Source organism: Bacillus sp. WC2503, assembly GCF_052682895.1.
The window spans coordinates 4999649-5019168 of the sequence record NZ_JBQYMD010000001.1 but is presented as its reverse complement, the minus strand read 5'-3'; the positions used below and the strand labels follow the sequence as shown (position 1 = coordinate 5019168).

At 35.9% G+C, this 19520-nt stretch carries 19 protein-coding genes; 8 read left to right on the top strand and 11 right to left on the bottom strand.

Annotated features, from left to right (window positions below; all coding sequences use genetic code 11):
• Window positions 1-113: 113 nt before the first annotated feature.
• The 4 genes from ACUN26_RS25950 to ACUN26_RS25935 all read right to left on the bottom strand — a co-directional run bounded on the left by ACUN26_RS25950 (window position 114) and on the right by ACUN26_RS25935 (window position 2425).
• Entirely contained in the window at window positions 114-782 is a 669-nt protein-coding gene (locus tag ACUN26_RS25950) for a hypothetical protein (protein ID WP_001003899.1), read from the bottom strand.
• A 178-nt stretch (window positions 783-960) separates the two neighbouring features.
• Window positions 961-1404, bottom strand: coding sequence for a hypothetical protein (locus tag ACUN26_RS25945; RefSeq protein WP_000446700.1), 444 nt, complete (start codon window positions 1402-1404; stop codon window positions 961-963).
• Window positions 1405-1424: 20 nt separating this feature from the next.
• Window positions 1425-1949 (bottom strand): hypothetical protein, encoded by a 525-nt coding sequence (locus tag ACUN26_RS25940; protein ID WP_000051642.1) that lies wholly within the window; start codon window positions 1947-1949, stop codon window positions 1425-1427.
• Between the two features lie 236 nt (window positions 1950-2185).
• Complete coding sequence (locus ACUN26_RS25935; protein ID WP_002037874.1) at window positions 2186-2425, bottom strand: helix-turn-helix domain-containing protein; 240 nt, start codon at window positions 2423-2425, stop codon at window positions 2186-2188.
• 180 nt (window positions 2426-2605) lie between these two features.
• Between ACUN26_RS25935 and ACUN26_RS25930 the strand changes: the two genes are divergently transcribed.
• Complete coding sequence (locus ACUN26_RS25930; RefSeq protein WP_000235485.1) at window positions 2606-2974, top strand: hypothetical protein; 369 nt, start codon at window positions 2606-2608, stop codon at window positions 2972-2974.
• Window positions 2975-3237: 263 nt separating this feature from the next.
• On the opposite strand, the gene ACUN26_RS25925 is transcribed toward ACUN26_RS25930, so the two are convergent.
• Window positions 3238-4287 (bottom strand): NAD(P)/FAD-dependent oxidoreductase, encoded by a 1050-nt coding sequence (locus ACUN26_RS25925; protein WP_001078287.1) that lies wholly within the window; start codon window positions 4285-4287, stop codon window positions 3238-3240.
• A gap of 331 nt (window positions 4288-4618) precedes the next feature.
• On the opposite strand from ACUN26_RS25925, the gene ACUN26_RS25920 reads away from it, so the two are divergent.
• From ACUN26_RS25920 to ACUN26_RS25910, 3 genes are read left to right on the top strand one after another with little or no spacing between them, the layout of a single operon-like run.
• Complete coding sequence (locus ACUN26_RS25920; RefSeq protein ID WP_000732581.1) at window positions 4619-5536, top strand: iron-hydroxamate ABC transporter substrate-binding protein; 918 nt, start codon at window positions 4619-4621, stop codon at window positions 5534-5536.
• Between the two features lie 48 nt (window positions 5537-5584).
• Window positions 5585-6625, top strand: a complete 1041-nt coding sequence (locus tag ACUN26_RS25915; protein WP_002037873.1) for a FecCD family ABC transporter permease — start codon at window positions 5585-5587, stop codon at window positions 6623-6625.
• The gene (locus ACUN26_RS25910; RefSeq protein ID WP_000982878.1) at window positions 6622-7629 is read left to right on the top strand and encodes a FecCD family ABC transporter permease; all 1008 of its coding nucleotides are present in this window, start codon (window positions 6622-6624) and stop codon (window positions 7627-7629) included. Before ACUN26_RS25915 ends, ACUN26_RS25910 begins: the two co-directional genes overlap by 4 nt.
• Window positions 7630-7674: 45 nt before the next feature.
• Here ACUN26_RS25910 and ACUN26_RS25905 read toward each other — a convergent pair whose 3' ends face one another.
• The 3 genes from ACUN26_RS25905 to mtnK are packed head-to-tail and all read right to left on the bottom strand — an operon-like array spanning window position 7675 to window position 10650.
• The gene (locus ACUN26_RS25905) at window positions 7675-8316 is read right to left on the bottom strand and encodes an L-fuculose-phosphate aldolase (RefSeq protein ID WP_000926574.1); all 642 of its coding nucleotides are present in this window, start codon (window positions 8314-8316) and stop codon (window positions 7675-7677) included.
• A gap of 51 nt (window positions 8317-8367) precedes the next feature.
• Window positions 8368-9411 (bottom strand): S-methyl-5-thioribose-1-phosphate isomerase, encoded by a 1044-nt coding sequence (mtnA, locus tag ACUN26_RS25900; protein WP_002037870.1) that lies wholly within the window; start codon window positions 9409-9411, stop codon window positions 8368-8370.
• 9 nt (window positions 9412-9420) lie between these two features.
• Entirely contained in the window at window positions 9421-10650 is a 1230-nt protein-coding gene (gene mtnK / locus ACUN26_RS25895; RefSeq protein ID WP_000033272.1) for an S-methyl-5-thioribose kinase, read from the bottom strand.
• A 593-nt stretch (window positions 10651-11243) separates the two neighbouring features.
• On the opposite strand from mtnK, the gene ahpC reads away from it, so the two are divergent.
• A complete protein-coding gene (ahpC, locus tag ACUN26_RS25890) occupies window positions 11244-11807 on the top strand; it encodes an alkyl hydroperoxide reductase subunit C (RefSeq protein ID WP_000924420.1) in 564 nt (187 codons plus the stop codon).
• Between the two features lie 14 nt (window positions 11808-11821).
• On the top strand, window positions 11822-13348 hold the full coding sequence (gene ahpF, locus ACUN26_RS25885; RefSeq protein WP_000599520.1) for an alkyl hydroperoxide reductase subunit F: 1527 nt from the start codon (window positions 11822-11824) through the stop codon (window positions 13346-13348).
• Between the two features lie 35 nt (window positions 13349-13383).
• On the opposite strand, the gene ACUN26_RS25880 is transcribed toward ahpF, so the two are convergent.
• Together ACUN26_RS25880 and ACUN26_RS25875 are read right to left on the bottom strand one after the other, a co-directional pair.
• Window positions 13384-13989, bottom strand: coding sequence for an SAM-dependent methyltransferase (locus ACUN26_RS25880; RefSeq protein WP_001005642.1), 606 nt, complete (start codon window positions 13987-13989; stop codon window positions 13384-13386).
• Between the two features lie 234 nt (window positions 13990-14223).
• Window positions 14224-15339, bottom strand: a complete 1116-nt coding sequence (locus ACUN26_RS25875) for a M20 peptidase aminoacylase family protein (protein WP_000853538.1) — start codon at window positions 15337-15339, stop codon at window positions 14224-14226.
• A gap of 293 nt (window positions 15340-15632) precedes the next feature.
• Here ACUN26_RS25875 and nhaC point away from each other — a divergent pair, with 293 nt between their 5' ends.
• Entirely contained in the window at window positions 15633-17054 is a 1422-nt protein-coding gene (nhaC, locus tag ACUN26_RS25870; RefSeq protein ID WP_000711509.1) for a Na+/H+ antiporter NhaC, read from the top strand.
• Here the strand turns inward: nhaC and ACUN26_RS25865 are convergent.
• Window positions 17043-18314, bottom strand: a complete 1272-nt coding sequence (locus ACUN26_RS25865) for a hypothetical protein (RefSeq protein ID WP_000584376.1) — start codon at window positions 18312-18314, stop codon at window positions 17043-17045. The two genes, nhaC and ACUN26_RS25865, sit on opposite strands and share 12 nt — an antisense overlap.
• 93 nt (window positions 18315-18407) lie before the next feature.
• Between ACUN26_RS25865 and ACUN26_RS25860 the strand changes: the two genes are divergently transcribed.
• Window positions 18408-19517 (top strand): mandelate racemase/muconate lactonizing enzyme family protein, encoded by a 1110-nt coding sequence (locus tag ACUN26_RS25860; protein ID WP_000704469.1) that lies wholly within the window; start codon window positions 18408-18410, stop codon window positions 19515-19517.
• Window positions 19518-19520: the final 3 nt, after the last annotated feature.

The following is a 19520-nucleotide window of genomic DNA, read 5'->3' as shown; positions in this document are numbered from 1 at the left end:
CTAACATAATTTATATTCAATTCATTTTTCCCCTCATATCCAAATCGAACTAAACAAACAGGCCCGACCTTTCCTTCTGCATATAAAAGAAAAAGCCAGCCCTTTCAACTAGCCTACGGACAATGGACAGATTTTACATGTTGAATATTCACATACATTTTTGCATCACGCGCTTTTAATATTTCAATATGTCCTTCATCGATCTTCGCCATTTTTCCAATTTTATTGGATTCCTCACCTAAATCGAACACCATAATCTTTCCATACATTTTAATAAGTTGCTCCTCAAACGTTCGAGCTAACGTAATATTTAATGGATTTACGGGGAGTTCATTTTTATTGAGGGAATAAGGCACTTGGTTTTCTTTATACGGAATTAACCATTTTAAGTGCTTTAAAGATATATATACAGTTTTATAGACTGGACTATAAAAAACAATATAATCGTTCATTACACTTGTAACATATCCATGTATTGGAGCATTACCTGCTACATAAATTTCTGTGAAAATCCCTTTAGATGTGCTTAATACTTTCCTCAAAGAAATTGAAGGAGATTCCCTTTTAATTACAGAATCTACATCAGGTTTTAATATTTCTTCATCATATGGTCTTAAAAACTTATAATATTGGATATGATATAAAGATATATATACGTAGTCTTGTCCATTGTAAAGAACAACAATATCATTTCCTACATCGATTAATACGCCTTTAAATCTCTTTTCACCAATTAATTTAACATATATATTTTCTCCAATACTTTTGTGTAACTCATTCATCTATATCCTCCTTCCTATGAAATTACAATTTCCCTTTCTTTTATTCTAAAAATAATCAGGGGCAATGTTCTGTTTTTTAATAGTAAGAAACCCTTTTTCATATATCCAAAAATAATTACAGAGAAATATGAAATCATTCTTCATTTTCAATCATAATGCCCCTTTTATTTATTAAACATTATTCTTCTTCATTCTTTTTGTTTTTAACTATTTGACTCACACTCTTAATATGGGAATTAATCACATAAATGACCTCATCACCATTAACTAGTGTAATATTTCCATCATGTATATCACTTAATAAACCTTCCACACACTCTGGTCCACCACGATTAATCTTTATCCATTTATACTTCAAGTCATTTAATGCATCTAAAAAAGTATCTTCTTCCGCATAAAAACATGAACCATATTCTCCTTGTGCCTCTTTCACTTTTCTGACTAGACTCTTCACATGTTTCAGTTGATAATACACTAATTCTCCATGAGGTAATTGTAGTGTAAGGTAATCTTTTCCTAACAATGACAGTACACCTACTCGACTTTCCGGTCCACGAAGATTTACTTTTACATTCTCACCAACTAAACCTTTGATTTGATCACAGCATAATACACTCTCCAATTTTGTACCCTCCTTTCTTATTATCTTCCTCTACTTGATTGTCTTTGTGCACGAGCGCGACCTGAATTATTGCTGTTTTCATTACTTTTCTCATCGCTACTCTCATCACTACTCTCTCCACTTACTGGTGCATTATAATTAACACTCTTAATATGAGATAGTGCAATTAATACAACTTCTTCTTTAATAATCAATGTTACATAACCGCCAGAAACATCTTGTAAAATACCTTCAATTTTCTCTGGTCCACCACGGTTAATTTTCACCCAGCGGTATTTGAAGCTTTGAAGTAGCGTTTCAAAGTCTTCTGCAATGTCTTCTTCCACCCATTCTAAATCACCTACTCCACCATCTTTCGTATTTTGGGTAATGCTTTTCAGATGGCGAAGCTGGTAGTAATGGCTCTCTCCTTTTTCATTCTCTAATCCGAAGTAGTCCGCACCTAATGATACTATTGTTCCTTTTTGAGATTCTGGTCCACCTCTGTTCACTCTTACATAAGATCCAATTAAGTCTTTCAAAAAATCCCAATGAAATAAACTCACGAGAAAACCCCTTCCATTAATTTATAAGCTTTTGCACTGATAGTATATGTATCTGTACAGGTTACGTTCTCTATGTTTGTCCTAGCTCGAAAAAAATATGCTTTTAACATGGTAGACTACTACCTATCAAAATTCTAAGAAATCCTGAGGGCTCCTTAGGATTTTGATGTCTTTAGATAAAAAAATCCCGTATGAAGATACATTTCTGCATATCTTCATACGGGATTTCCTAAAGTTTAGTCTTCGTCTTTAACGTCCATATCTTCTGGAATTGGTTCGTTTAATATTTCTTCTACTAATTGTTTATATTTCTCCATTTGTTCTAAATGCGTGTTGAATTGTTCTTTATTTAATAAATATTGCTCTCCATCGAATAGCGCACGAACTTTCTTTTGCTGAATTAGCTCTTCAATATACGATTTTGGTAAATTCAAATACTCCGCAGCTTCTTCTATTGTTATATACAATGCGTTCATTCCTTTATTATTTTTTCATATATACTGTATCTTACTTTATTTTTGTAAACAAATAAAAAAGATTTTGTAAATGCAGTTTAAAAAGCAGGTAGAACCATTCCATATATTGTATAATAATATAGTAAGTATTTTTTTAAATATAGAATGGTATCACCCATTTACACAAAGGAGAGTTAACATATGGCTACTCGTCACATCATTACAATGTTAGAAAAAACATTACAAGTTGAAACAGAAAACACAACTTCTCATTTAACTACATCTTTATCTGATCGTATTCTTTCTCAAGGCGTAGCAATACACGAAATCAATTGTTATCATACAATTGGTGAATGGTACAAAAATCATTTCTTATTCCAACAAGATGATTTTCTATGGGCTAAATATGCTTTCTACGACGCATATTGTGAAGCGATAAAAAAACAAGGGCATCTTACAAAACGCGTTCGTCAAATATTAGAGTCATTGGCTCGAAAACATGGAAAACAATACATTGCTTCTATACTAAATATGCCATTTCCTAACGAACGAGCAAAAGGAACAGCGTAAACAAAACATAGATTCATTATTTTCTAGACTGATTTACAAATAAAATGTTCATGTCATATGAACTGATGAAACCGGTGTCATAATAATGATTGAAAATATAGTAAACAGGAAAACCCCCATTTACATCTCTCGTCTATTTGAATAGAGAAGTAAATGGGGGTATACTTGTACCTTTATCCCGCTATTTGTGGACAGTAAAAGCCCGATTAGTGAAGGTTAATAATCAGTGCAGGATAGCCCCCACTGATTAAAGTTTCACTTTATTATTTCATCATTTGCTTTATCAATTCTCGATTTCGTTTTTTAAATACTTCATTATGCGAAGAAACCATTCCGTACTCACTTGCATCTGGCTGAATAAATTGTTTCGCTTTATTCACAGCATTTCCAGCATCTTGGAATGCTCCCGCAATTAAATGCAATTTCCCATCATGTTTCAAAATATCTCCCGCAGCATATAATCCATCTACAGAAGACTCACTATTTGCATTACCTGCAATATAAAAATTATCTATAATCGCAACGTCCAACTCACTATTTTCTAATAATGTAATGTCACGTTCATATCCATGATTAATAATAACTTCATCAATAGGTAAATGAGAAACTTCACCTGTCTCATGATTCGTTAATTCTACATATTCAATCGCTTCATGATTATCACCAGCAACTAATTTTGTAATCGATGTATTCAGAAAACACTCCGCTGAGCTGTTCATTAGTTGTTTTACTTGTGCTTCATGACCAGATAATTCTTCTTTTCTATATGTTACATACACTTTTTTCGCGATTGGTTCTAATTCGTTCGCCCAATCAACGGCAGAATTTCCTCCACCAGAAATAATGATCGTTTTATCTTTGAAACGCATTAAAGATTTAACTGTATAATTTAAATTCGATACTTCAAATCGCTCCGCACCTTCAATCGATAACTTTTGCGGTTTCAATATACCGCTTCCAGTTGCGACGATAATTGTTTTTGAAAAATGTTCTTCGCCAGTACTTGTTTTTAACGTAAAAGTTCCATCTTCATTACGAATAATTGATTCTACTTTTGTATTTAATACAACTTCCGGCTTAAATGTTAGCCCTTGCTGTACAAGTTGTTCAATTAATTTATCACCTGTAACTGGCAATAGCCCTCCTACATCCCAAATCATCTTCTCCGGATAAACATGTATTTTTCCACCTAACTGTGGTTGAAATTCTATTATTTTCGTTTTCATCTCTCTAAGTCCACTATAAAAAGCTGAATAAAGCCCTGCAGGTCCTCCGCCTATTACAGTTACATCAAACAATTCTTCTCGATTCATTCGTGCTCACTCCTCAGCTATCAATCATTGATTATCATTCTCAATAAAATATAACCTGTTTCCGCAAAATTTACAATCAAAATTACTATTGACAATACACCTATATAAAATTATATTATTTAAAGAATCAATAGTGATAATCATTATCAATTTGTTAATAATTAGCAAATTGAGATTACATCTTCTTTCATTAATATGGTTAATACTATATTGTGAAATCTCACATTCAAGATTTTTAATAAATTATTTTGCATTACCACTACTCTTTCAAAAAGATTGCAGTTAAACAAATTATTGTATACACATACATCTACGTTAAAGGAGAAAGACGATGAAAAAGTTATTTATTTCACTAACAGTTCTTTTCGTTCTTGTTATGAGTGCTTGTAGCAACGGCTCTACAGACAAAAAGAATGATGCAAAAGGTAGTAAATCAGAAACAATTACATACCAATCTGAAAATGGTAAAGTAGAAGTTCCTGCAAATCCAAAACGCGTTGTTGTTTTATCATCATTCGCTGGTAACGTAATGTCATTAGGCGTAAATGTTGTTGGGGTAGATTCATGGTCTAAACAAAACCCACGTTTTGATAGTAAACTTAAAGATGTTGCTGAAGTATCAGATGAAAATGTTGAAAAAATCGCTGAACTAAATCCAGATTTAATCATTGGTTTATCAAATATTAAAAATGTTGATAAGTTAAAGAAAATCGCTCCTACTGTAACATACACTTACGGAAAAGTTGATTACTTAACACAACATTTAGAAATCGGTAAGTTATTAAACAAAGAAAAAGAAGCAAAAACTTGGATTGATGATTTCAAGAAACGTGCACAAGAAGCTGGTAAAGAAATTAAAGCAAAAATTGGTGAAGATGCAACAGTATCTGTTGTTGAAAACTTCAATAAACAGCTTTATGTATACGGCGAGAACTGGGGCCGCGGAACAGAAATTCTGTACCAAGAAATGAAATTAAAAATGCCTGAAAAAGTAAAAGAAAAAGCTTTAAAAGAAGGTTACTACGCATTATCTACTGAGGTATTGCCTGAGTTTGCTGGTGATTACTTAATCGTAAGTAAAAACAAAGATACTGATAACTCATTCCAAGAGACAGAATCATATAAAAACATTCCAGCAGTAAAAAATAATCGCGTATACGAAGCAAACATGATGGAATTCTATTTCAATGATCCACTTACATTAGATTTCCAACTAGACTTCTTCAAGAAAAGCTTTCTTGGTAAATAATACAAACATGAGGAATTCTTAATTTAAGAATTCCTCTTCCTTTATTCTATGAACAGAAAAGATGTGAAACGAATGACAAAAGATCATGACAATCCACGTTCTATAGCTTTTACATACAAACTAATTTTGAGCATAATTGCATTCTTTCTTATTTTTATGGTTGCAATGGTATTAGGGGCTGCAGATACTTCAATAAAGGATGTATGGTTAGCACTTACTTCCTCCGCTAAAGGAGACAAAATATCTATTATTCGTGAAATACGTTTACCACGTGAAGTTGCTGCTATTTTTGTAGGGGCTGGACTAGCCGTTTCTGGGGCAATTATGCAAGGATTAACACGAAACCCCCTTGCAGACCCTGGCTTACTTGGGCTAACGGGTGGCGCAAATGCTGCACTTGCACTAACACTTGCTTTCAACCCTTCCATAAGCTACCTGTACTTAACATTAGCTTGCTTTATCGGCGCTGCGGTAGGGGCAATTATGGTATTTGGAATTGGTATGGTGAAAAAAGGCGGACTTTCTCCTCTTCGAATTGTATTAGCAGGTGCTGCAGTTTCAGCATTTCTACTCGCAATTTCGGAAGGAGTCGGCATTTACTTCAAAATTTCACAAGATGTATCACTTTGGACTGCTGGAGGGGTGATTGGAACTACTTGGAGTCAATTGAAAATTATTATTCCAGTCATTTCAATAAGTATCTTTATCGCTATCTTATTTGCAAGAAAATTGACAGTCCTTAGTTTCAGTGAAGAAGTTGCTGTTGGACTCGGTCAAAAAATCATTGTTATTAAAACAATTTTGTTTATCATTATTATCTTACTTGCTGGTGCTTCTGTGGCGCTTGTCGGAAATATGGCATTTATCGGTTTAATGATACCTCATATGGTGCGTCCTATTGTTGGTCCAGATTACCGATTTATTATTCCGATGTCAGCAATTGCTGGTGCTTCCTTTATGTTACTTGCAGACACAATCGGACGTACAATTAATGCTCCGTATGAAACACCCGTTGCTGCTATCGTCGCAATTGTAGGCTTACCATTCTTCCTATTCATTGTTCGTAAAGGAGGAAAAACATTCTCATGATGCCATCTATTTTAAGAAAACAACGTCTTATTATACTCGCATTACTTATACTAACTATTACAACCATTGTAATTGGAATGGGACTCGGTTCAGCATCTTTATCTTATGATCGACTACTCCCAACGCTAATGGGACAAGGTTCATTTAAAGAAGAATTCGTTTTATATTCTTTAAGACTACCTAGAATTATCATTACAGTATTAGCTGGTATGGCACTCGCTTTATCAGGTGCTATCCTTCAAGGCATTACACGTAACGATTTAGCTGAACCTGGTATTCTCGGGATTAACTCTGGTGCTGGTGTTGCTGTTTCTATTTTCTTTTTATACTTTCCAATAGATGTAGGTTCATTTCTTTATTTACTACCAGTCGTTGGATTTATCGGGGCTTTTCTTACAGCTGTTTTAATTTACGTATTTTCATATAGTCAATCAACAGGGCTTCAGCCAATACGATTAACATTAACCGGTATCGGTTTTTCATTTGCACTATCTGGAGCAATGATTGTCCTTATTTCATCTGCTGATCGTATGAAAGTCGACTTTATCGCCAAATGGATTGCCGGAAACATTTGGGGAGATGATTGGATCTTCATTTTCGCAATGCTCCCATGGTTAATCGTATTAATTCCATTTGTTTTCTATAAAGCAAATCGATTAAACATTTTAGCATTAAACGAACCAGTCGCAATCGGCGTTGGAATTGAAATTGAAAAAGAACGCAGATACTTATTAATTGCAGCCGTTGCACTTGCAGCTGCAGCAGTTTCCGTAACAGGAGGAATTAGCTTTATCGGGCTGATGGCTCCTCATATCGCAAAATCTTTAGTAGGCCCAAGACATCAAATCTTCATGCCTATCGCCCTTTTAATCGGCGGATGGCTATTACTATTAGCAGACACAATCGGACGAAACATCGTTGAGCCTAACGGTATTCCGGCAGGTATTGTCGTTGCTTTAATTGGTGCTCCTTACTTTATGTATTTATTGCTTAAGAAAGCATAAAAAACACCCTCAAGAGTGCAATCTTGAGGGTGTTTTCGTTTCATTCTACTGCTGCCCATATCCTTCAAACTTCTTCGCTAAATTCTCCATCTCATCTTCTGGCAATAACTTCGGTTCTCCGACGCTTTTCGTTTGATAATAAATTTGCGCACAAAACTCAATTTCTTCCGCAACAGTAAATGCCATTTTTATACTATTTGCACCTGCAATTAAACCGTGGTTCGCAAGTAATACTGCACGGCGATTAATCATGCCTTCAAAAGCAGCCTCTGCTAATTGCTTCGTACCAAATGTTTCATACGGTGCACAGCGTACATTCGGGCCTGCGAAAGCAATTAAATATGAAACAGCCGGAAGCTCCCACCCTAATGATGCAATCGTCTTCGCATAAGGTGAATGTGTATGAACGAGCGCATTTATATCTTCACGATTCCTATAATAAATAAGATGCATATCTAGTTCACTTGACGGTTTTCTCTCACCTTCTACTACTTCACCATCTAAGTTTAATATAACTACATCCACGGGCGTTGTTTCATAATAATCTAAACCACTTGGGCTAATTGCAACTAGGCCTTGTTCACGATTGAAAATACTAATATTTCCGCCGGTCCCCTTTGTTAAACCGCTAGAAATCATTTTCCTTCCGTACGCTACAATTTCTTCTCTTTCTTTTTGTAATAACATATACATCCCCCTAAGTATGAAGCTTATGATGACTGACTATATACCTATTTACTAAAATAGATTTTTTAAATTCTCCGTAAACGGTGCCTTTACAATCCCTTTTTCCGTAATAATTGCTGTTATATTTGCATGTGGCGTAACATCAAATGCTGGATTGTATACTTTACTTACTTTCGGAGCTGAATATTGTCCGAAACGATTGATTACTTCAGAAGCATCTCTTTCTTCGATCGGAATTTCGTTTCCTGTCGGTGTGTTTAAATCAATTGTCGGTGTTGGTGCTGCTACATAAAACGGAATGTTATAGTATTTAGCTAAAATAGATACGCCTAATGTTCCAATTTTATTTGCTACATCACCATTTGCTGCTACTCGGTCACAGCCGACGATTACCGCATCAATCTTCCCTTGTGACATGACCATAGCTGCCATATTATCGGTAATGACTGTTACATCAATTCCCGCTCGCTGTAGTTCTAATGCTGTTAACGTTGAACCTTGTAATCTAGGTCGTGTTTCATCAGAGTAGATTTTAAGGTCCCATCCTTTTTCTTTCGCTAAATACATTGGAGCTGTCGCAGTACCATACTTAGTCGTTGCTAACGCACCTGCATTACAATGAGTTAATAATCCCATGCCATCATGGAATAATGTTAATGCATGTTCTCCAATTTGACGGTTAATTTCTTCATCTTCTCTATGAATCTCTTTTGCCTCTTCTAACAATCTATCTTTCAACCGTGCAATCGATAAGTGAACATTATCTATCGCTACACTTTCCATTCTTTCCAGCGCCCAAAATAAATTTACTGCCGTCGGTCTTGATGTTGCTAAATATGCACATACCCTTTTTACTTCTTCAATACATCCTTCTACCGTACTTTCAGCAAATTCCTTTACCCCTAAATACACACCATACGCTGCTGAAACCCCAATCGCTGGTGCACCTCGCACTTTCATGACTTGAATTGCATCCCACACACTTTCAGCTGTTTTGAAAGATTCATAGACAACTTCGTTCGGTAATAACGTTTGATCTAATAAAACTAAAGCATCATCTTTCCATTGAATTGGTATTAATTGCTCTTTCATCATTTTCTCTCCTTACTTCGCGCTATGAATGGACTGTTTTTTTAACATTTCTACAAAACTCGTACCTGTTTTATATTGATTCGCTCGTAAAATAAACTTCTTCGCTACTTGAAGACAAATTCGCTCCGCTCTAGCACGTGCTTCATCATTCTCAATACAAGTAATATCCTTTACTTTTGCTAATCCAACAATACGACGAATTAACTCAAGACCCGTCACTGCAGCTGTATCCTCTAACACAGATTGTAAATATACGCCATTAAAGCCTTCTTCCTTCGCCATGATTTCTGTCACATGAATATCCCAAGCAACTAAAAACTTCTTCTTAAATAAATCAATTACCTCTACCATCGTCGTTTTTAGCCAATCCATATACGTATCTTTCTCAGTTCCAGGTAGCATCGTTGCATCTGCATTCACCCAAGCAAATATTAAATTCGCCATTACATTCCCAATGTCATATCCCATAGGTCCATAAAAAGCAAACTCAGGATCAATAACTTTTGTAGAATCACTTTTTACGAAAACAGAACCAGTATGTAAATCACCGTGAAGCAACGCCTGCGCATTCGTCATAAAAGAAAACTTAAGTTTCGCTACTTCCATACGAAGCTCTTTATCACTATAAATATGCTCTCTAATCCATCCTTCATTTAATTGAAATAACTCATTACGTTTATTATGATTTGTAAATGGTTCAGAGTATACGAGGTCCTCTGTAATCTCACATAACTCTGGATTTATATAATTCTTCACAAGTTCCTTCTTCTCTTTATGATTCATTACAACATCTGATGTTAATAGAAGAGTATTTACCATAAAAGTAGTTAAATCTTCAGCAAGCCTCGGAGATATTTGATGATTTATAAGTGCTGTACGTAATATTGTGTGATCTGATAAGTCTTCCATCACGCAACAATTCATCACACTATCAAACAAATATACTTTTGGAACAAGCCCAGGTGCTAACTCCTCCTCTAACTGCAAAACATCTGATTCTATACGAATACGATTCGTCGACAACTTAAACTCATCTGAAATACGTGCTGTATTCCCGGCCTGCTTTACGATGACAGACATGGTCTCTTTTTCATCCCAAACGCGGAACACATAATTTAAATTACCATCACCTATTTCTTTACACTGTAACCCCTTTGCATGTTCAAACTTAGATAATTTCTCTTTCACATATGCAATCACATCTTTATCTTCCATTAAAAAATACTTCGTGAACTTAGACATGGTTTCCCCTCCCACACTAATTGTAAGCGTTTTCTAAAGGCTATAAAAAAATAATAGGTTGAATGTTTTTCATCCTATATTATATATTCTTCTTTTTGAAAGATATATCTAGATTTTATTATATCTTGTTAGCACTTTGAGTCAATGTTTCTAATTATCATTGCAATATACTTCCTAATTATATATTTGAGCGGACAAAAATTGTTCAAAAAGATTCCGATTCATTTTATTTTATTTATCGCACAATTCTTTGTAAAATAGAAATAAGCAGTTCCTTTTCAAATCTACAACTTCTAAGAAATATCTCCTTCCTAAGAATTTATACTTACACCATGTCTCTAACATACACACTACTCTTTCAAACACTCATTGAAAATTTATGACATGAAAATTACCTTTTCATTCCCTAACAACCTTAATTGAGAATAAATATTAATTAAATTGGTATAAAGTTGGTTTATTCTCTTGACAAAATAACCACTTCTATATGATAATTAATATCGAATTAGAATTATTATAGTTAATTAAAAAATATATTTTATGAGCAAACTATTTTTTGATGCTCAAAACCAACATTTAGGAGGAAATTTAATATGTTATTAATCGGCACAGAAGTAAAACCGTTTAAAGCTAATGCTTACCATAATGGAGAATTTATCCAAGTTACTGACGAAAGTTTAAAAGGAAAATGGAGTGTAGTTTGTTTCTACCCAGCTGACTTCACATTCGTTTGCCCAACTGAACTTGAAGACTTACAAAACCAATATGCAACTCTAAAAGACTTAGGCGTTGAAGTATACTCTGTATCTACAGACACTCACTTCACTCACAAAGCATGGCATGATAGCTCAGAAACTATCGGTAAAATCGAATACATTATGATTGGTGACCCAACTCGCACAATCACTACAAACTTCAACGTTTTAATGGAAGAAGAAGGTCTTGCTGCTCGTGGTACATTCATCATCGATCCAGACGGCGTTATCCAATCTATGGAAATCAACGCTGACGGTATCGGCCGTGATGCAAGCATTCTTGTTAACAAAATTAAAGCAGCTCAATACGTACGTAACAACCCAGGTGAAGTTTGCCCAGCTAAATGGCAAGAGGGTTCTGCAACACTTAAACCAAGCCTTGACCTTGTAGGCAAAATCTAAGGAGTTCGATCAAAATGATACTAGATGCAGATATAAAAACACAACTATCCCAATACCTTCAGTTAATGGAGAACGATATTTTACTTAAAGTTAGCTCAGGAGACGATAATGTATCTAAAGATATGTTATCTCTAGTAGATGAATTAGCTACTATGTCATCAAAGATTACAGTAGAAAAAGTTGAACTAGAGAGAACACCAAGCTTTAGTGTAAATCGCCCTGATGAAGACACTGGTGTAGTATTCGCTGGTATTCCATTAGGACACGAATTTACTTCATTAGTGTTAGCTTTACTACAAGTTAGTGGACGTGCTCCAAAAGTTGAACAAAAATTAATCGATCAAATTAAAAACATTCAAGGCGAATATCATTTTGAATCTTATATCAGCCTAAGTTGTCATAACTGTCCTGATGTTGTACAAGCTCTTAACGTAATGAGCGTTCTTAACTCTGGTATTACACATACTATGATTGATGGCGCTGCATTCAAAGAGGAAGTAGAAAGCAAAGACATCATGGCAGTACCAACAGTTTTCCTAAATGGCGAATCTTTCGGAAGCGGTCGTATGACACTTGAAGAAATTTTAGCTAAAATGGGTAACGGTCCAGATGCATCAGAGCTTTCTGATAAAGATCCATACGATGTTCTTGTTGTTGGTGGCGGCCCAGCTGGTGCAAGTGCAGCAATTTATGCAGCACGTAAAGGCATCCGCACTGGTATCGTTGCTGAGCGCTTCGGTGGTCAAGTAATGGATACTATGGGTATTGAGAACTTCATCAGCGTAAAACGCACTGAAGGTCCTAAGCTAGTAGCAAGCCTTGAAGAGCACGTAAAAGAATACGACATCGATGTAATGAATCTACAACGTGCGAAACGTTTAGAGAAAAAAGAACTTATTGAAGTGGAACTTGAAAACGGCGCTATTCTGAAAAGTAAGAGCGTAATCGTTTCTACAGGTGCTCGCTGGCGTAATGTTGGCGTACCAGGTGAAGCTGAGTTCAAAAATAAAGGTGTAGCATACTGCCCACACTGTGACGGTCCATTATTCATCGGAAAAGATGTAGCAGTTATTGGCGGAGGTAACTCTGGTATTGAAGCAGCTATCGACTTAGCAGGTATTGTTAAGCACGTAACTGTTCTTGAATTCATGCCAGAATTAAAAGCTGATGCTGTATTACAAGAGCGTCTTAACAGCTTACCAAACGTAACTGTTCTGAAAAACGTTCAAACGAAAGAAATCACTGGTACTGACAAAGTAAACGGTATTTCTTACATCGATCGTGAAACTGAAGAAGTTCATCACGTTGAATTACAAGGTGTATTCGTTCAAATCGGTCTTGTGCCAAACACAGACTGGTTAGGCGAAACAGTTGAACGCGCTCGCGGTGAAATCGTAACAGACAAGCACGGCGCTACAAACGTACCAGGAGTGTTTGCTGCAGGTGACTGTACAAATAATCCGTACAAACAAATCATCATCTCTATGGGTTCAGGTGCAAACGCTGCTTTAGGCGCATTTGATTACTTAATCCGTAACTAATAAAAAAAGCAGGTGCCTTAGCATCTGCTTTTTTATTATCCTAACGTATACACTAAAAACCTCTCATTCCCATTCTTCTCATAAGCACCTGGCAATCTAACTTCTTTCTTTAGCTCAAACGCAGTCTGATTTTCTAAGAAGAAAATATAGTCCTCAGAAGGATAATATAAAATAATACCCACTTCTCTCCCCGTTTCTTCTACTGAAAGCAAAATGTTATTGACTACATTCATAAACACTTGCACAGAAAACGGATTAAAGAAATAAAACCTATTATCATGTGGATCAATCTCATATTCCTGCGCTAAACAACATTGGAATTGAATTTTTCCCTTACTGTTTCGTGCCTTTCGTGCATAACGATCTCTATTATCCATCGCTTCTTTATAAAACTCTTCATTCATTTCAATTCCAACTACTGAAGCACCACATTTATGATGCATATAAAAGTTTAATCGCCCTTTTCCGCACCCAAAGTCTACAATTCGGTCGCTACTTCGTATTTCATATTGATTCAATAACTCATCTAACCCGCTATACGGCGTCGGTTCATAGCGGTGATAATGCATAGACTTGTTAAACCCTTTTTGCTCACCGACTGTTTTTATATGTAAAACTGCATCATAATATTGTTCGTTCATTCGTTTTCTCCTATTAAAAAATGGTACTTATTATTATACACCATGTACTGGAGGCTCATTTTTCATCAAATTAATAGGTCCGTGAAATTATACCAACGATTTTCTTAATATATCTATCGTAACTTCAAATATATCAACGATTTTCTCAATATATCTATCATAACTCAAAATATATCAACGGTTTTTCAAATATATCGATTTACCGTCAATTCACGATAAAAAAACAGGAGCTCTCTAGCCCCTGTCTTCTAACACTTTCAATACAGTTTGCTTCAATATTTCTACCCCATCCATAATACAACTATGATCAAACCTCATATGCGGATGGTGTAATCCAGGTTGTAGATCTGCTCCTAGTCCAAGCATGACAGCTTTTAAATGTGGTCTCTTCACTGTGTAGTAATGGAAGTCATCGCTTCCTGTCGTATAAAGCGGCCCTGTGCATTGCTCTTCTCCATACACTTCGAGAATGCCTTTACGCATGTAACGCTCCGCTTCTTCTGACACCTCTGCTCCTGGAGCAAGATCAATCCATTCGTATGAAGTTTTCGATCCCATTGATGCGGCTGATTCTATTACATGCTCTATCTTTTTCTTTAATTCTTCTAATAATGTATTATTCTCCGCTCTTACATCTAAGCTAAAATGGCCGTTACCTGGAATGATATTTAAATTATCTCCACCAGCTTGGCACCGCGTCATCTTCACTGAATATGAACTTTGTGGCGGCAACCATATATTTTTCAAACCGATATTAATCATGGAAATGACATCAATTGCATTCACACCTTGGTGTGGTCTTGCCCCATGTGCATCCTCCCCATGAATCATACCCTCTAGAAATCTTGCTGCTCCGTGACGAATAGATGGGGCTGCTTGTTTCAAAGATAATTCTTCGATTGGTCGTAAATGGACACCGAATAAGAAATCAGCATCATCTACAGCACCTTTCTCTACCATCTTTAAAGCACCATTTCCCTTCTCTTCTGCCGGTTGAAAAATAAATCTAACCGTTCCACTATCCCATCTCATATTTTTCAATTGTAAAATAAGCCCCATTACAATCGTCATATGAGCATCATGACCACACGAATGATTCGCTTTAAATTCTCCATCTACTTCTTGCCAAAGTGCATCCATATCAGCACGAATCGCAATAACCGGGTTCCCATTTCCAATCTCAGCGATTACGCCTGGGCAATCATCAAATGTTTTATATGAAATTCCTTCTTCTTTTAAAAAGTTAGTAATATAAGCTGTCGTTTCATACTCTTTCCAACTTACTTCAGGGTTTTCATGTAAATGCTGAAAAATTTCCGTTAAACGCTCTTGTAGTTCTAATGTTTTCAAAGCTCCATTCTCCTTCCCAAATTACAAACCATTCAGGTTAATTATACTTATGAAAAACAGATGTTTTTATGAACATATTGAATTTTAAGAAAAAAGTCAATTGTTTATTTTTAAACTTTTTAAAAGCTTACTCTGTATCTATATTACAAACTGAATAAACAACTAGAACATTCCTTATTTTCTGTTTTTTTGTTGACGCTTACATATATTTTTAGTTATCATAACCTAATAACCGTCTATTTTACGACAATTCCAAAAAATACAAACAAACATACGTAACAAGGAGGAAATTTATGAAAAAAGAAATACCTTTTGGAATAGCGATTATCCCTATTATCATTACCGTTGCAGTTATGATGGTTACAATTGTTGTATTAAAACAAAGCCCTCACGTTCCACTTATTATCGGTACGACCGTTGCTTCTATCGTCGCTTGGCGTTACGGTTACAAATGGAATGATCTTGAAGAAGCAATGTATAAAGGGATTCGTCTTGCATTACCCGCTATCGTCATTATTATTCTTGTTGGCTTAACAATCGGTGCTTGGATTGGCGGTGGAATCGTCGCAACAATGATTTATTACGGTTTAAAACTTTTAACTCCATCACTATTTTTAGTATCCATTACCATTATCTGTTCTATCGTTGCATTAGCGATTGGTAGCTCTTGGTCTACAATGGGAACAATTGGTGTTGCCGGAATGGGCATTGGTCTAAGTATGGGTATTCCAGCTCCAATGGTTGCTGGTGCCATTATTTCAGGCTCTTATTTTGGCGATAAAATGTCACCGCTTTCAGACACAACAAACTTAGCCGCAGGATTAACAAATACAGATTTATTCGCACATATTCGTCATATGTTATTTACTACAATTCCAGGTTTAATTATTACTCTTATCGTCTATGCTTTCTTAGGAAGAAGCTTCGGTGATAACAATATTGATGCGCAAAGCATCGATCAAACATTACAAGTCTTACAACAAAACTTTGTTATTTCACCTTTCCTATTAATCATACCCGTAGCCGTTATGGTATTGGTCGCTAAAAAGGTTCCTGCCATACCAGCCATTCTCGTCGGTATTATTTTAGGATTCTTATCACAAGTCTTTATTCAAGGTGGTTCTGTCTCAGCATCTGTCGGTGCACTCCAAGCTGGATTTGTTATAGACACTGGAAACAAGCTAGTAGACGAACTATTTAACCGCGGTGGCTTAGATTCGATGATGAATACAGTCTCTATGACAATTGTCGCTATGACTTTCGGAGGAGTATTAGAACATACAGGTATTCTTCGCTCAATTGTAAATCAAATTTTAAAGTTAGCAAAATCAGCAAAAGGGCTTATCGCTTCTACTATCGCATCTTGTTTTGTAACAAACCTTACTTGCTCTGAACAATATATTTCAATTGTTGTTCCTTCAAGAATGTACGCAAATGCATACACAGAAAAAGGACTACATTCAAAAAATTTATCCAGAGCATTAGAAGATGGCGGAACATTAACTTCTGTCTTCGTTCCCTGGAATACGTGCGGTGTATTTATTCTCGCTACACTTGGCGTAGGTGCATTTGAATATGCCCCTTATGCTATTTTGAATTTCATCGTACCTATTATCTCAATCATTTATGGTATAACAGGCTTCACAATTGTAAAACTATCAGACATTGAAAAAGCAGAACTACTAAAGAAACAAAAAGCGCAACTAGAAGCTTAAAAATAGCGGTAAATTCAGTTCATATAGTGCGCGAGGTCGCCCTTGTTGATAGGGCATTTCCTCGCCGCAAATATGAGCATACCCGTAATCAACTAATTTTTTTAACAATCTTTCTGTCGATCGCCGGGTCACTTGTAAGTACTCAGAAAGGTCAGCTGCTGTAAACTTCAATGACGGATGCGATTGACTAAATTGAATGATTTTTGACAAGTTGGCCGGACTAAGCTTCGTTTCCTTCGCTATTTTCATTAGTTCCGGATTATCATTTTTCAAACTTTGTACTCTCTGTTCTTTCGGGAACGGACCAAATAAATCTTTATCACTTGTTAGTATATAAAAACAACGATCTATTGGATTATTCTTTGCAAAACTTTGAGCAATTTTTGCATTTTTCTCCGCCTCTTTCACGGTTTTTCCATAACCAAATCCAATAGCTATCGTTCCTTCTACGCTCGCAAACAAGTTATGTATCGCATTTGTCTTAATAATCGATTCGATATCACCACGAGTTGTATACAAAATGCATGTCATTTCATCCACTTGTTTAAATGAACCACGTAGTTCTTTTGAAATGACATCTAGTTTTTCAAGCAAACTCGTTCGTAATTCTAAGGAAGAAATAATACAAGCACCAACAGTAGCTGAATAGCTTTTTGCTAACTCAGCTTTTATTTTTGCATCTTTTAGCCCATGTATAATGGACTGTGTTGGATCAATCATACGCTCTGAAGGAACACCTATTTTTTGAAGCTCATCGTAAACAGCGTGAATACTAGTTAAAGCTAAATGAGCCTCTCCGGATTGATATTTAGCTACATGAAAATCAATGACTCTATTTATTTCCTCTTTACTCCACAACATATTTTCATAATCCAACACTTGTGGCTTTTCTTTTATACCGATATCGCGGCATACATTTGTAATAAACGAACGGTCTACTAAATCGATTGAAATTTTATGTGGTTGAATACCTTGATGATATATGACAGAAAGAAGTGAAGATGCAACCGTTGTCTCATCTTGCTGTAAGTACGTACTTGGAATTCGTAATTGTTCTCTTATTTCTTTTGCCATATAATAAGGTAAGGCACCTGAGAAAAAGATAACATCACAAGGCTTTAAACGCTTTAATAGTTCAGAAGATTCTGCCGGATGAAGGTAAACATATGGATCAATTTCTATTTCTTCTAATTTATGAGCAATAGGGAAAAGATTCTCCATAAACTCCTTTGAACCGACAACTGCAATTTTTATTATCATTTTCTCTAACTCCTTATTATTAATTAACGACTATTTAACGTCAACTATATCGAATGTATAAAACTATTGTAAACAGGAAGGGGTTTCTATTCAATGAAAATTACAGCTATTCATCTTTACGCAATTCGTTTACCGCTTCGCGATCCGTTTGTTATTAGTTATGGTTCTTATTCTGATATGCCTTCTGTTATCGTCAAAATGGAAACAGATGAAGGCATTATCGGTTACGGTGAGGGCGTTGCTGATGATCACGTTACAGGCGAATCATGGGAAAGTACTTTCCATACTTTAAAACATACACTTGCTCCTGCGCTCATCGGGCAAAATCCAATGAATATTGAGAAAATACACGATATGATGGACAATACAATTTACGGTGTGCCTACTGCGAAGGCCGCGATTGATATTGCTTGTTTTGATATAATGGGCAAAAAACTAAATCAACCTGTATATCAATTAATTGGCGGACGCTACCATGAAGACTTCCCTGTCACTCACGTCTTAAGTATCGCCGATCCAGAAGACATGGCTGCTGAAGCTGCTTCCATGATTCAAAAAGGTTACCAATCTTTCAAAATGAAAGTCGGTACGAATGTAAAAGAAGATGTAAAACGTATTGAAGCGGTACGTGAACGTGTAGGAAGTGATATTGCGATTCGCGTTGATGTAAACCAAGGATGGAAAAATAGCGCCAACACATTAACGGCACTTCGTTCATTAGGTCATTTAAACATCGACTGGATTGAACAGCCTGTTGTCGCAGACGATATTGACGCAATGGCTCACATTCGTTCTAAAACAGACCTTCCGCTTATGATTGATGAAGGATTAAAAGGTTCTCGTGAAATGCGCCAAATCATTAAATTAGACGCGGCTGATAAAGTAAATATAAAACTAATGAAATGCGGCGGCATATATCCCGCTGTAAAACTCGCTCATCAAGCAGAAATGGCCGGCATTGAATGCCAAGTTGGATCCATGGTCGAATCATCCGTTGCCTCTTCCGCAGGATTCCATGTCGCTTTCTCGAAAAAAATCATTACGAGCGTTGAACTTACAGGTCCATTAAAGTTCACGAAAGACATCGGAAACTTACATTACGACGTACCATTTATTCGCTTAAACGAAAAGCCAGGACTCGGCATTGAAATAAATGAAGATACATTACAAGAACTAACCGTCTTTCAAGACGTTGTACGCTAAAGG